The 13,110-nt window shown below is 60.5% G+C and carries 11 protein-coding genes; 6 read left to right on the forward strand and 5 right to left on the reverse strand.

Annotated features, from left to right (window positions below; all coding sequences use genetic code 11):
- Window positions 1–18 precede the first annotated feature (18 nt).
- The 4 genes from KW838_RS22755 to KW838_RS22770 form a co-directional block, all read right to left on the reverse strand.
- A complete protein-coding gene (locus tag KW838_RS22755; protein ID WP_146025405.1) occupies window positions 19–582 on the reverse strand; it encodes a hypothetical protein in 564 nt (187 codons plus the stop codon).
- 177 nt (window positions 583–759) lie between these two features.
- Window positions 760–2,370 carry an arylsulfatase gene (locus KW838_RS22760; protein WP_218503662.1) on the reverse strand — a complete coding sequence of 537 codons (1,611 nt, stop codon included), beginning with the start codon at window positions 2,368–2,370 and terminating at the stop codon, window positions 760–762.
- Window positions 2,371–2,385: 15 nt separating this feature from the next.
- Complete coding sequence (locus KW838_RS22765) at window positions 2,386–3,201, reverse strand: ABC transporter ATP-binding protein (protein ID WP_218503663.1); 816 nt, start codon at window positions 3,199–3,201, stop codon at window positions 2,386–2,388.
- A complete protein-coding gene (locus tag KW838_RS22770; RefSeq protein WP_102701894.1) occupies window positions 3,198–4,796 on the reverse strand; it encodes an ABC transporter permease in 1,599 nt (532 codons plus the stop codon). Before KW838_RS22770 ends, KW838_RS22765 begins: the two co-directional genes overlap by 4 nt.
- Window positions 4,797–5,199: 403 nt before the next feature.
- Between KW838_RS22770 and KW838_RS22775 the strand changes: the two genes are divergently transcribed.
- Window positions 5,200–6,213, forward strand: coding sequence for an ABC transporter substrate-binding protein (locus tag KW838_RS22775; RefSeq protein ID WP_102701893.1), 1,014 nt, complete (start codon window positions 5,200–5,202; stop codon window positions 6,211–6,213).
- A gap of 123 nt (window positions 6,214–6,336) precedes the next feature.
- Here the strand turns inward: KW838_RS22775 and KW838_RS22780 are convergent, their stop codons facing one another.
- Window positions 6,337–7,257, reverse strand: coding sequence for a LysR family transcriptional regulator (locus tag KW838_RS22780; RefSeq protein WP_218503664.1), 921 nt, complete (start codon window positions 7,255–7,257; stop codon window positions 6,337–6,339).
- A 183-nt stretch (window positions 7,258–7,440) separates the two neighbouring features.
- Here KW838_RS22780 and KW838_RS22785 point away from each other — a divergent pair, with 183 nt between their 5' ends.
- The 5 genes from KW838_RS22785 (at window position 7,441) to KW838_RS22805 (ending at window position 13,096) form a co-directional block, all read left to right on the forward strand.
- Complete coding sequence (locus KW838_RS22785) at window positions 7,441–8,361, forward strand: TauD/TfdA family dioxygenase (protein WP_218503665.1); 921 nt, start codon at window positions 7,441–7,443, stop codon at window positions 8,359–8,361.
- A gap of 134 nt (window positions 8,362–8,495) precedes the next feature.
- Window positions 8,496–10,856 (forward strand): TonB-dependent receptor, encoded by a 2,361-nt coding sequence (locus KW838_RS22790; RefSeq protein ID WP_218503666.1) that lies wholly within the window; start codon window positions 8,496–8,498, stop codon window positions 10,854–10,856.
- A 257-nt stretch (window positions 10,857–11,113) separates the two neighbouring features.
- Window positions 11,114–11,923, forward strand: a complete 810-nt coding sequence (locus tag KW838_RS22795) for an energy transducer TonB (protein WP_218503667.1) — start codon at window positions 11,114–11,116, stop codon at window positions 11,921–11,923.
- 44 nt (window positions 11,924–11,967) lie between these two features.
- Window positions 11,968–12,693, forward strand: a complete 726-nt coding sequence (locus KW838_RS22800; protein ID WP_007972931.1) for a MotA/TolQ/ExbB proton channel family protein — start codon at window positions 11,968–11,970, stop codon at window positions 12,691–12,693.
- Between the two features lies 1 nt (window position 12,694).
- Window positions 12,695–13,096 carry a biopolymer transporter ExbD gene (locus tag KW838_RS22805; protein WP_007972930.1) on the forward strand — a complete coding sequence of 134 codons (402 nt, stop codon included), beginning with the start codon at window positions 12,695–12,697 and terminating at the stop codon, window positions 13,094–13,096.
- Window positions 13,097–13,110 lie beyond the last annotated feature (14 nt).

A 13,110-nucleotide genomic window follows, 5' to 3' on the forward strand; every position in this document is an offset into this window, starting at 1 on the left:
TTCAGCTTCTATAAGGAATTAATGGCGAACGCGATAACAGTATGCGGCATCGCATTTTTGCCTTTCGATCAGAATTGTTTTCATAAAGCCTTTAATAGAAAATCCTGAGCCGTGGATGCCAGTAATTTTGAATCTTCCACCAGGACCTATGATTGTTTTAATAGGGTCTCCTGTTTTTTGCACTGTAATTTCTGCAGAGCCATCGTTGAGTACCTCAAAATCTGGAATTGTAAGATTTTGCTGTGTGGAATAATGGTCACTTGTAGTGCTTTCGATCTTAGAGTCGGAAAATAAAAAGCACAGATTTTTGGAACATCCAGACCTTGAAATTGAAAAAAATTGGAATTCGGTGTGTGGTGCAGCATTGAAAATTCCACCCGCGGTTGGAAAAAATGGGATAGACATACTTTGCCCGGGTTGTAATGTAGTATCCGGATGGTTATAAATCCGAGCCGTGATTGCACGGCTTGGTGATTCATTTTTGAATTCGGAACTTTCAGAAAGTGGTTTTGTATCCTCTGCAGCATAAATTATGGGTGATAAAAGGATGGATAATAAGGTTGTCAAGGTTGCAACTTTCATAATATTTGCTCGCAGTGGTTAGTTAGCTACTCCTGTATTTAATGTCGCTTTGTTTGGTTTATCTACTGACAGAAATGACAGGTTTTCCGGAATGCTCATTGTATTTTCGAAGTGCTATTTATTTTTTGATACCATTTCCGAATATGGCCACTGAGACGACTCGTCTTACAGGCAGCATCAATCCGGCTGAAACGGCGACTCACTCAAGATCACCCCAGTCTCATCCACATACCGCTGCCAATGCTCGATCAAGGCACTGAGCTTCTGCGGCTGGCTCGACGCCAGGTCATGAATCTCCCCCGGATCACTGCCCAGGTCATACAGCTGCCAGGTCGCCGGTCCAACGGGCCCGGGGATGTACACCGCCTTCCACTGCCCCTGGCGAATCGCCCGCCGACCGAACAATTCCCACCCGGTCACGGTGTGCTCGTCATGCACGTGCGCCGTCTCGCCCGACAGGAACCCCAGCCACGACTTCCCGCGAACTGGCGCCACGGGTTTGCCGTGCCATTGCTTGCCCGGATGGCGCACGCCGGCCAGGTCGAGAATGGTCGGCGTGATGTCCATCACCGTGCCGAACCCATGGCTGATCTGGCCCTTGAGCGGCAGCTGCGGGTAATGCACCAGCGCCGGCACGCGAATCCCGCCTTCGGTGGTGAAGGCCTTGAACAGTCGCGACGGCGCGGTCGCCACTTGCGCCCAGTTCGGCCCGTACCAGACGTAGGAATTGGCCCGGCCGATGTTGTCCAGGCTGTTGTCGTAGTGCTGGTTGAGATAGGTCAGCAACTGCGGCCCGAATTTCGGGAAAGCCTCCAGCAACGCCCCTTCGGCGCCGTTATCGGACATGAACAGGATGAAGGTGTTGTCCAGTTGTCCCTGCTGGCGCAAGTAATCGACGACACGCCCGATGTTCCAGTCCATGCGCTCGACCATCGCCGCATAAACCTCCATGGCCCGCGCGGAAATCTGCCGCTGTTCATCACTCAACGCATCCCACTGTGCGCTCAGCTGGATCAGGGGATGCGGCTCGACATCGGCCTCGATCAATCCCAGCTTCTTGAGTTTTTCCAGGCGTTCCAGGCGTAGCACTTCAGGGCCGGCGTCATAGCGCCCGCGGTATTTTTCCACCACCTCGGCCGGTGCCTGCAGCGGCCAGTGCGGTGCGGAAAACGGCAGGTAGGCGAAGAACGGCCGGGTCTGGTCGCGCTCCTTGAGGTATTGCAGCAGCTTGTCGCCGAAGGCGTCGGAGGAATAAAAATCCTTCGGCAGTTCGTCGATGAACCGGTCGTCTTCGATATACAGCGCCGGCGTGGATTTCAGCAGCCGTGGCGTCGTTTCATCGTAAGTCGGCTCGAAGCCGTAATGGTTGGCCGCACCGGGCAACAGCGAAAACGAACGCTCGAAACCCCGGGCGTGGGGTGCCAATTCGGCGGTCAGGCCCAAGTGCCATTTGCCGCTCATCAACGTCTGGTAACCCGCCTCGCGCAGCAGCTCGGGCAGGGCGACCACGCGGTCGTTCAAGTGCCCTTCGTAGCCTGGCTTACCGATCAGGTCCGGGGTCAGGGCTTCGGCCATGGTGCCGATGCCGGCGATGTGGTGATCGGTACCGGTGAGCAGCATCGAACGGGTCGGCGAGCAGGTCGGTGCGGTGTGGAAATCGGTCAGGCGCAGGCCATTGTTGGCCAGGGCATCGAGGTTCGGTGTATTGATTTCACCACCGAAGGCGCCGAGGTCGGAGAAGCCCAGGTCATCGGCCAGGATCACTAAAAAGTTGGGACGTTGCGGCATCAAGCATTTCCTTTTTCAGTAGGCAATGAAGGACAGCGGAAGATCGCGGACCTGCACCGGCACGGGGGGCTGGTAGTGACCGTTGCTGGTGAGTTCGTGAAGCAGTTCTTCGCGCAATTGGTGGAAGTCGAAACTGCTGCGCTGGCGCGGATGGGGCAGGGCAATGTCGACCACTTGCTTGATCCGCCCCGGACGCGGCTCCATCACCACCACGCGGTCGGCGAGGAAGATCGCTTCCTCGACATCGTGGGTGACCAGCACTGTGGTGATTTTTGCCCGCGCGCGGATCGCCAGCAGTTCGTCCTGCATCTGCTGGCGGGTCAGTGCGTCGAGAGCACCGAAGGGCTCGTCCAGCAACAGAATCCGTGGGCTGGCCACCAGGCCGCGGGCGATGGCCACGCGCTGCGCCATGCCGCCGGAGAGCTGGTGCGGATAGGCCCGGGCGAAGTCGCCGAGGCCCACCAGCTCGATGAAGTCATGGATACGCCGGTGCTTTTGCGCGGTGCTCAATGGCTCGTTGACCAGGCCCAGGCCGATGTTGTCGGCCACGCTCAGCCACGGGAACAAACGGTGTTCCTGAAAGACGATGCCGCGCTCGCCACCGATGCCGCTGACGGCTTTTCCGTCCACGGTGATTTGCCCGCGAAATTGCGTATCCAGGCCCACCAACAGCCGCAGTAAAGTGGATTTGCCGCAACCGCTGGAGCCGACGATGGCGACGAATTCGCCCTCGGCGATGTCCAGGTTGAATTCGCGAATGGCCTCCAGTTCGAAGCCGTCGACGTCGAAGGTCTTGCCCACGTGATTGAAGCTGACAATCGGTGCGTTCATGCGTGTCTCCAGCGAGTGGCGCGGATTTCCAGGCGTTGGCCAATGAGGTTGAGCAGGGCGCCGGTCAGGCCCACCAGCAGCATGCCGGCCATGATCAGGTCCATGCGCAGCAGTTGCTGGGCGCCGATCATCTGGCTGCCGATGCCGCCGTTGGACGGCATGAAATATTCGGCGCCTATGGTGCCGAGCCAGGCGTAGATCAGGCTCAGCCTGAGCCCTGCGAAAATCCCTGGCGCCGCTCCCGGCAATATCAGCCGGCGCAGGCGCTGGGGCAGGTTCAGGCGCAACACCTGCGCGGCCTCGTTGAGTTGTGGCGAGAGATTGGCGACGCTGCGTTGGGTGGCGATGAACAGCGGGAAAAACGCGGCGAGGGCGACGAACACCCACTTGGCCAATTCCCCCAGGCCGAACCACGCGGTGAGCAGCGGCACCCAGGCGAAAATGGCGATCTGGCGGAGGGCGGCGAGGGTCGGGCCGAGCACGCGTTCACTGCTGCGCGACAGTCCCAGCAGCAGGCCCAGGGCAAAGCCGAGCCCGCCACCGAGCAGTAACCCGCCAAGGGTTCGGCCCAGACTCAGGGCCATGCCGCCAATCAGCGTGCCGTCGAGCAGGCCATGCCAGGTGGTGTGCAGGACGGCCAGCGGGCTGACCAGAATGTTCGGGTCAATCCACTGCTGATCCGAGCTCAGTTGCCACAACGCCAGCAGCGCCAGTGGCAGCAGCCACGGTTGCAGCCGTTGCCAGCCTTGATAACGCGGCCCGCGACGGATTTCGGCGGTGGCCGGGTGCGGCCAGTGCACCAGCTTCCTGTCCAGCAGGCCGATGCCGCGGTCCATCGCCACGCCGATCAAGCCGATCACCACAATGCACACGAAGACGATGTCGAGCATGAACAACTGGCGTGCCCAGACCATCAGGTAGCCGATGCCTTCGCTGGACGCGAGCAGTTCGACAGCGAGCAGCGAGGTCCATCCGGCGGCCAGCGCAAGGCGCACACCGGCCATGAAGGCCGGCAGTGCGGCAGGCAGCACAAGACGGCGGATCAACAGGTGCCTGGGCAGGCGCAACACGGCGGCGGCTTCGCGCAGCCTGGGTTGCGCGTCGCGCACGCCGACCAGTGTGTGCAGGGTCACCGGCACCACGATGGCCTTGATCAGCACCACCAGTTTCAGCACTTCACCGATGCCGAAAAACACCATGAACAAGGGAATCCAGGCCAGGGTCGGGACTTGCGCCAACCCGGCGAAGGTGGGAAACACCAGGCGCTCCAGTCGACGGCTGAAACCCAGCGCTGCACCCAAAACAGCACCAGCGCTGATCCCGGCCAGCAGCCCCCAGAACAAACGTTGCAGGCTGATCCACAAATGGCTCCACAGCTCGCCTTGGGACAATTCCACCGCGCTGGTCCAGACCAGCGATGGCGCCGGCAGGATTTGCTCACTCATCCAGTGATTGCGGCTGGCGAGCCACCAGAGTGCAAACAGGCTGAAGGGCAGCAGCCAGGGCAAGAGCCGCTGGCTCAGTGTCGGCCAATGCCGTCGACCATCAAGCCGGGGTGAGGCCAGCGGCAGGCTCAGAAGGGAAACACGGGCCATGGGTGACCTCCGTTGTCGGGTTGCAATGCAAGCCTGTTTTTTGTGGGAGCGAGCTTGCTCGCGATGAGGGTGTGTCAGGCGACTTATGTGCTGGATGACACACCGCTATCGCGAGCAAGCTCGCTCCCACAGGGGGTTAAGATGTATGCGAAATTGATCTATAAAAATTCAAATCAATGCTATTGAGAGATAAGCGAGACCATTTAAGGCCTCGATCAGCCGCCGCATCCAATGCATTCGAAGAATATTTTCGATGCTGCCAAGGCATACCCGGCGGAGAGGTCCGCCGGTGTTGATATAGATCCATATGATCTAAAAATGTGAATTTATAGTATTTAAATGTTGGTTCTGATTCGGCCTACCTTCGGCTCCTCAACGCCCGTTGCCCCAAGGAGCCGCACCCATGAACCTTCCCTTCAAACGTGTCATCAGCCTGTTCGCCGCACCGGCCCTGGCGGGTCTGCTGGCCTTCACGGCCAACGCCGGTGAGCTCAAGGAAATCCGCATTGCCGTGCCGGACCTGAGTGCCGGTACCCAGCACAGCGGTGGCGGTGTAGTGGATGTGTTGCGCGATCAACAGATCTTCGAAAAGGCCTTTGCCGATCAAGGCATCAAGATTCAGTGGAGCTTCTTCAAGGGCGCAGGCCCGGTGATCAACGAGGCGTTCGCCAACGGTCAGGTGGACCTGGCCTACCTCGGCGACCTGGCAGCCATCATCGGCAAGTCCAATGGTCTGGATACACGATTGCTCAGCGCCTCGGCGCGCGGGGTCAAGCACTACCTGGGCGTGGTACCGGGTTCGGGGATCAAGACCCTGCAAGACCTCAAGGGCAAACGCGTGGCGATCTTCCGTGGCACCGCCAGCCAGTTGTCATTCGATGCGGCGCTGGCCAGTCAGGGGTTGAGCGAGAAGGATGTGAAAGTCATCAACCTCGACTTCAACGCGGCGGTGGCGGCGCTGGCGGCGAAGCAGATCGATGCCTCGTGGGGTGGTTCCGGGCTTACCGCATTACAGGCCAAGGGATTGGCCGAGCTGCCTCTGACCACCAAGGACCTGGGCGGCGCCGGCAGTGTGCAGGCCGTGTTGGTGGGGACCGGGAAGTTCGTCGATGAGCACCCCGAGGCGGTCGCCACACTGCTCAAGGCTCAACAGCAAGCGGTGGCGTGGCTGACCCAGGATAGCAACAAGGACGCTTACGTTCAGTTGGTGTCGGGGCTGGCGAGTTACCCACCGGTGATTCTCAGCCAGGATCTGAAGGATCAGAAATTGAGCGAGGTATTCCCTTCGACACTTGATCCGGTGTTCCTTGGCAAATTGCAGGATGCGGTGGACCTGGCATCGCAGCAGAAGCTGATTCGCAAGCCGTTCAAGGTGACGGATTGGGTGGCGCCGGAGTTGGCTGCTGCCAAACTTTGAATCTCTATCGTCAATTCGGACGCTTTCGCGAGCAAGCCCGCTCCCACACTGGTTCTGCGCCGTACACAAATTTTGTGTTCGCGGGAAATCAAATGTGGGAGCGGGCTTGCTCGCGAAGAGGCCCTAAACCGCGACGCTGACTTGCTGCCTGTCCACCGCCACCAACGTCTCGATCATCGCCCGCGCCGCTGGCGACAACCGGAACCCGGTGCGGCTGACAATCCCGCACCGCGCATTCATGCTCTCGATGTTCTGCGGCAAATTACGCCAGTGCAGCAGCACCAGCGAACCCTGGGCAATGTCTTCGATGAATGCCTCTTGCGTACCCACGCCGATGGCATTCGATTGCAGCACCACCTTCACCAGCGCCGGAAAATGTTCGGTCTCGAGGGTCGGCGAAAAATCCACCCGTCCACTGAGGTTCGCCAGCAATTTGCGAATGCCTGGCGGGATCTTCGTAGTCGCCAGCGGGTAATCGAACATGTCGTTGGTCGACAGGCTCTCCTTGGCCAGCAGTGGATGTCCGGGGCGGCAGAAAAACACACCGCGCTTGGGCGTCAGCGCCTGGGTCTGGAAGTTCGGGTCGGACTCGAAATGGCGGATGTCGGCGATGAAGAATTCAATCTCCTCACGGCTCAGGGCGCGGCTGAGTTTTTCCCAGTTATCCACCTCGAAACAGGTGCGCACTTTCGGGTGCGCATTGATGAATTGCGCCACCGCATCCGGCACCAGTTTTACCGCCGGCGCCGGGCCACAACCGAAGCGCAGTTCCCCGGCATCGAGCTTGGTCATCTGCGTCACTTGCGAGCTGAGCAGCGCCGCACCCTGCACCAGGCTACGGGCATGTTGCAGCACCACCAGGCCTTCCGGGGTGGGGCGCAAATCCTTGTTGCCACGGTCCACCAGGACGCAGCCGAACTCGTGCTCCAGCCCCTGAATGCTGCGGCTGAAGGCCGGTTGGGTAATGCCCATGGCCTCGGCCGCGCGCACGAAACTGCGGTGTTCGTCGAGGGCGATGAAGTAACGCAACTGGCGAAGATCCATATGCTTTCCCGGCATCCTAAAAATAGCTCGAAGGCATTTGCGACGAGGGTTGACTGAGGTTTTAAATGCAACCTCTTATTCCGTCAACGAAGCATGATGATATCTATTAGATCTAAATAGAATATAGATAGAGCAGTGTTTCGCGGCCGGTTCAACCGCAAGCAGTCTGATGAGGGTCTACCCATGAGCAATGCCGCTTTCGCAGTACAACCCGCTGTTCACGCGCTTGAAATCCATCCGGTGGCCGGTCGCATCGGTGCCGAAATCCGTGGCGTACAGCTTTCCGGCGAGCTGGATGCCGCCACTGTTGAAGCCATTCAACAGGCACTACTGCAATACAAAGTGATCTTCTTCCGCGAGCAGACCCAACTCGACGATCAGCGCCAGGAGGCGTTCGCCCACCTGCTCGGCGAACCGGTGGCGCACCCGACCGTGCCGGTGCGTGAAGGCACGCGTTTTCTGCTGGAACTGGACGGTGCCGAGGGCCAGCGTGCGAGCTCCTGGCACACCGACGTGACCTTCGTCGAGGCCTATCCCAAGGCCTCGATCCTGCGCTCGGTGGTGGCCCCGGCTTTCGGTGGCGACACCCTGTGGGCCAACACCGCCGCCGCCTACAACGGGCTGTCGGCGGAGCTGCGTGAGCTGGCCGACAAACTGGTCGCCGTGCACAGCAACGAATACGACTACGCCGGCACCCGGCCGGACGTTTCGGCGGAGAAGCTGGAACGCTATCGCAAGGTCTTCACCTCGACGGTCTACGAGACCGAACACCCGGTGGTGCGCGTGCACCCGATCAGCGGCGAGAAGAGCCTGTTGCTGGGGCATTTCGTCAAACGCATCAAGGGCTATTCCCAGGCCGATTCGGCGCACCTGTTCGGGTTGCTGCAAAGCCATGTGATCCGCCAGGAAAACATCGTGCGCTGGCGCTGGAAGGCCGGTGACGTGGCGATCTGGGACAACCGCTCCACCCAGCATTACGCGGTGGATGACTACGGGACCCAGGACCGGATCGTGCGTCGTGTGACGCTCAAGGGTGAAGTGCCGGTGGGTGTGAACGGGCAGGTCAGCCAGACGGTGAAAGGGCCGGATATCGACGGCGTCTGAGCCGACGCTATCGCGAGCAAGCTCGCTCCCACAGGGGGTCTTCGGTGTTCACAGGATCAGTGTGGGAGCGAGCTTGCTCGCGATGGCGGCCTGGCAAGCAATAAAGCATTTCTTCTGATCGGGAACCCCGCCTTATGAGTCCGTTGCATCTCGCCCCAACTCACTCTCCACAACGGCTCAAACGCCTGCCCCTGGCTCTGCTACTGGCAGGCAGTGCCAGCTGGACCCAAGGCTATGCGGCCGAAAGCGCCACCCCTGAAACCACCCCGGCAAAAACCGCCACGGCCGACAATAGCCAACTGGCAACCGTGACGGTCACGACTCGCCGCCGCGAAGAAAGCTCGCAGGACGTACCAACGCCGATGAGCGTGGTCAGCGGCCAGACCCTGGAAGCCCAGCGGGTCTATCGCATCCAGGATTTGCAGCAACTGGTGCCCAGCGTCAACGTCGCCTACATGCATGCGCGCCAGTCCAGCGTGTCGATTCGTGGCCTGGGCAACAACCCGGCCAGCGATGGCCTGGAAGGCAGTGTCGGCCTGTACCTCGACAACGTTTACCTCGGCCGGCCGGGCATGGCCGTATTCGACCTGATGGACATCGAGCAGCTTGAAGTGTTGCGCGGTCCGCAAGGCACCTTGTTCGGCAAGAACACCACCGCCGGTGTGATCAACATCAGCACCCGCGCGCCGACCTTCACCCCGGAACGCAGCATCGAATCTTCGGTGGGCGAGGATGGCTACTTCCAGACCAAGGGCACGATTTCCGGCCCGTTGAATGACCAGCTCGCCGGGCGCTTTTCTGCGTATCGCACCCGCAGCGACGGCGATATCAAGAATGAATTCGACGGCCACGATTTGAACGGCGGCTCGCGCGATGGCTTCCGTGGCCAGTTGCTGTTCAAGCCGAACGAATCGTTCAACCTGCGCTGGATCGGCGACTACAACGAAGAAGATTCCAGCGCCGGCACCCGCGTGTTGTTCAGCACCGGGCCGACCATCAATGGCACCAACCTTTACCAGACCCGGGCCAATGCCGCGGGCGCGACACTGGTCGACGGCACCCACCGCAAGGTCAACCTGAACAACGACCAGCATGTCACCGTGCATCAGGGCGGCACGTCGGTGGAGGCCAACTGGACGCTGCCGAGCGACTTCACCCTGACGTCCATCAGCGCCTATCGCTGGTGGAATTTCACCCCGCGCAATGATGACGGCCTGAACGCAACTGTCTTCTACAACGCCGGGGTTTCGGTGGAGGACAAGCAGTACTCCCAGGAGTTTCGCCTGGCGTCGCCTACCGGCGGGTTCTTCGATTACGTGCTGGGCGCCTATTACTTCGGCTCCGACCTGGACAACAAATCCTTCACCTTTTACGGGCCGCAAGCGGACATCTGGAGTGGCACGCCCACCGGTGCGCTGAACAACATCGACAGTGTCGGCAACGGTCATATCGAAACCAACAGCTTCGCGCTGTTCGCACAGGGCACCTGGCACCTGACCGAACGCCTGGATTTCACTGCCGGCCTGCGCGGCACCTATGAAGAGAAAAACGCCTGGGTGACCCGCAATGCACCCGCCGGTGGTGCCGCAGTCACCGGTGCGGCGGCCGCGGCACGACGTGCTCGTGCGGGGGCCTACGATTCCGGCGATCTGAACCAGTACAGCTCCAGTCCTTCGGGCCTGTTGAACCTCAGCTACCACCTCACCGACGACCTGCTCACCTACGCCACGTTGTCCCACGGCGAAAAATCCGGTGGGGTCAACCTGGCCGTCGGTATGGCGCCGGTGGCTGGGGCCGACTCATTGCTGATCGGCACCGAGCGCGCCAACAACGCCGAGCTCGGTTTCAAGAGCACCCTGTGGGACCGTCGCCTGCAACTCAACGCCAACCTGTTCTGGACCCAGGTCAACGGCTATCAGACCAACGCCTATGACGACGTCAATCGCGTGCAATACCTGACCAATGCCGGTTCCGTGCGCTCCCGTGGCGTGGAGTTCGAAAGCACCCTGATCCCGCTGCGTGGCCTGACGCTGAACATCAACGGTTCGTACAACGACGTCAGCTACCTCTCCTACAAGGATGCACCGTGCCCGCCGGAAGTCAGCCTGAGGCCGGGTGCTCCAGCCTCCTGCGACCTGACCGGGCATCAAGTGGTCGGCGCCTCGAAATGGATCGGCAACGCCAACGGCGAATACAAGTGGAACCTGAGCAACGGCTTCGAGGAGTACGTCACCGCCAGCTATGCGTTCCGCTCCAAAGCGGTGGGCACAGTGGAAGACTCCGACTTCGGGCAGATCCCGAGTTATGCGGTGGTCAACCTGTCCACCGGTCTGCGCGGCGACTTCAACCAGGGGCAGTGGGACGTTTCGTTGTGGCTGAAAAACGCCTTCGACAAAACCTACTACACGACGCTGTGGACGGCCGCCAATGGTGGTTATGAAGGCCTGCTCGGTACGCCACGCACGCTGGGTGTGACCGGCCGATACGACTTCTGACGGCGAAAAAGCATGCTTCGAATGAATACTTTCAATGCCCGAAAAGCATCGGATTTTTTCCACTGCGCCGGAGCCCTTGAACGACGGGCTCTGGCGGTGGGTTGAGGTTTTTTTATTCGTATTAGTTCTAAATATAAGTTTAAACATTACTTTAAGAGCTAAGCATTCAAGCCAATGATTGCTCTACCGGGACGTCGTCGGGGGATGTTCAGCACGACGTTCCGGTTATCCGCAAAGAGACCGCAGGGAGTTAAACAATGGGCAATGTCCAGATCGCCGCCGGTGCACATGAGGTGCTTTGGCGCCAGGCACCCGGTGGCGAATTGGTCGACCTCGGCCGACCGCACCGGGTGCCCTTGGGGCAGTTGCGTTTGCAGCGAGCCCCCAAAGGCGTCCTTCGCCGGTGTGAAGCAATCGTGCTGGGCGTGTTGGCGTTGCTGGTGCATGGCGCGGTGATCTATTGGGTCAATCAGCAACCGACCCCGGTGCTGCCGATCGTGCCGCCAGAAGTCCCGCCCATGACCATCGAATTTTCGCGTCCGGCGCCACCAGTGGTCGAGCCGCCGCCTCCACAACCTGTGCAACCCGTGATTGAGCCGCCACCGCCTGTGGAGGATGAACTGGCGGTGAAGCCGCCTCCACCGAAGCCGGTTCCCAAGCCCAAACCGGCCGCCAAACCGCTACCGAAACCGGCGCCAAAGGCCGTTGAACAGCCACCCGCGCCAGCGAAGCCGGCAGCACCTGTCGCGGCTCCGGCGCCACCTGCACCACCGGCCCCTGCGCCCGTAACACCGGCCTCCGCCACCGCCGGCTACTTGAAAAACCCGGCGCCGGAATACCCGTCGCTGGCCCAGCGTCGCGGCTGGGAAGGCACGGTGTTGTTGCGCGTGCATGTGTTGGCCAGCGGCAAGCCCGGCGAGATTCAGATCCAGAAAAGCAGTGGTCGCGATGCGCTGGACGACGCCGCGCTGAACGCGGTGAAGCGCTGGAGTTTTGTGCCGGCCAAGCAAGGTGATGTCGCCCAGGATGGCTGGGTCAGCGTGCCCATCGATTTCAAGATTCATTAAACAGAAACCAATTTCGCGCGAAACGTTTACACGAGGAATACATCATGACGTTACTGGCCTCTCCACTTGAATCCATCGAAAGCGCGGTGATCTGGCTGCTGGTGGTTTTTTCCGTCGCGACCTGGGGCCTGGCATTGCTCAAGGGTGTGCAGTTCGGTCGCCTGAAGGCACAGGATCGAAAGTTTCATCAGCAGTTCTGGGCCGCTTCGAGTCTCGACTCGGCGGCCGAACTGAGCGAAACCCGGCCCGGCGCGGCAGCCCGGGTGGCGCAGGCCGGTTATGCGGCCATCCAGGTGGGCGAGACGCCACAGGCGGCGGACTTGAGCCAGGCGATCAACCATCAGGATCGTCTGGAGCGAGCCTTGCGCCAGCAGATCGTGCGCGAGCGCCGGTCGCTGGAAACCGGGTTGGCCGTGCTCGCGAGTATTGGCAGCACCTCGCCGTTCATTGGCTTGTTCGGCACGGTGTGGGGAATCATGGAAGCGTTGAAAGGCATCAGCGCGGCAGGCTCGGCAAGCCTTGAAACGGTTGCCGGGCCGATTGGCGCGGCACTGGTCGCCACGGGTGTGGGGATCGCCGTCGCGGTGCCGGCGGTGCTGGTTTACAACTACTTTTTGCGTCGCTTGAAACTGACGGCGGCGGATCTGGATGACTTCGCCCACGACTTCTACAGCCTGGCGCAGAAGAGTTCGTTCCGCGTGCTGATTCACCCGACGGCGCACAAGGTGGCAGCCCAGGGCAACGCGCAGAAAGTGAAGGAGGCGTCCTGATATGGCCTTCTCCACGCAAGACACCGATGAGGTGCTCAGCGAGATCAACGTAACGCCGCTGGTGGATGTGATGCTGGTGTTGCTGGTGGTGTTCATCGTCACCGCACCGCTGCTGACCAACGCCATTCCGATCAACCTGCCCAAGACCGAGGCGGTAGCGCCGGTGGAGCAGAAGGATCCGTTGGTGGTGAGCATCGACGGTGCCGGCAAACTGTTCATCAACAAGGACGAGATACAGCCGGACTTGCTGGAGTTCAACCTCAAGTCGGCGAAGGCCAAGGACCCCGAGGTGCGCGTGCAGTTGCAGGCGGACGATGGGGTGAATTACGGCGAGGTGGCGCGGGCCATGGCATCGATTGAACGGGCAGGGATTACCAAGCTGTCGGTGATCACTGCGCGTTAACAGATTTTCGTTTT

Origin of the sequence: Pseudomonas sp. PDM27 (assembly GCF_019219205.1) — a bacterium.
GTDB lineage: Bacteria > Pseudomonadota > Gammaproteobacteria > Pseudomonadales > Pseudomonadaceae > Aquipseudomonas > Aquipseudomonas laurylsulfatiphila.

What these genes read in the sequence shown, in the direction of transcription:
- KW838_RS22755 (WP_146025405.1), bottom strand. Translation starts at nt 582, where the DNA reads ATGAAAGTTGCAACCTTGACAACCTTATTATCCATCCTTTTATCACCC.
- KW838_RS22760 (WP_218503662.1), bottom strand. Translation starts at nt 2,370, where the DNA reads ATGCCGCAACGTCCCAACTTTTTAGTGATCCTGGCCGATGACCTGGGC.
- KW838_RS22765 (WP_218503663.1), bottom strand. Translation starts at nt 3,201, where the DNA reads ATGAACGCACCGATTGTCAGCTTCAATCACGTGGGCAAGACCTTCGAC.
- KW838_RS22770 (WP_102701894.1), bottom strand. Translation starts at nt 4,796, where the DNA reads ATGGCCCGTGTTTCCCTTCTGAGCCTGCCGCTGGCCTCACCCCGGCTT.
- KW838_RS22775 (WP_102701893.1), top strand. Translation starts at nt 5,200, where the DNA reads ATGAACCTTCCCTTCAAACGTGTCATCAGCCTGTTCGCCGCACCGGCC.
- KW838_RS22780 (WP_218503664.1), bottom strand. Translation starts at nt 7,257, where the DNA reads ATGGATCTTCGCCAGTTGCGTTACTTCATCGCCCTCGACGAACACCGC.
- KW838_RS22785 (WP_218503665.1), top strand. Translation starts at nt 7,441, where the DNA reads ATGAGCAATGCCGCTTTCGCAGTACAACCCGCTGTTCACGCGCTTGAA.
- KW838_RS22790 (WP_218503666.1), top strand. Translation starts at nt 8,496, where the DNA reads ATGAGTCCGTTGCATCTCGCCCCAACTCACTCTCCACAACGGCTCAAA.
- KW838_RS22795 (WP_218503667.1), top strand. Translation starts at nt 11,114, where the DNA reads ATGGGCAATGTCCAGATCGCCGCCGGTGCACATGAGGTGCTTTGGCGC.
- KW838_RS22800 (WP_007972931.1), top strand. Translation starts at nt 11,968, where the DNA reads ATGACGTTACTGGCCTCTCCACTTGAATCCATCGAAAGCGCGGTGATC.
- KW838_RS22805 (WP_007972930.1), top strand. Translation starts at nt 12,695, where the DNA reads ATGGCCTTCTCCACGCAAGACACCGATGAGGTGCTCAGCGAGATCAAC.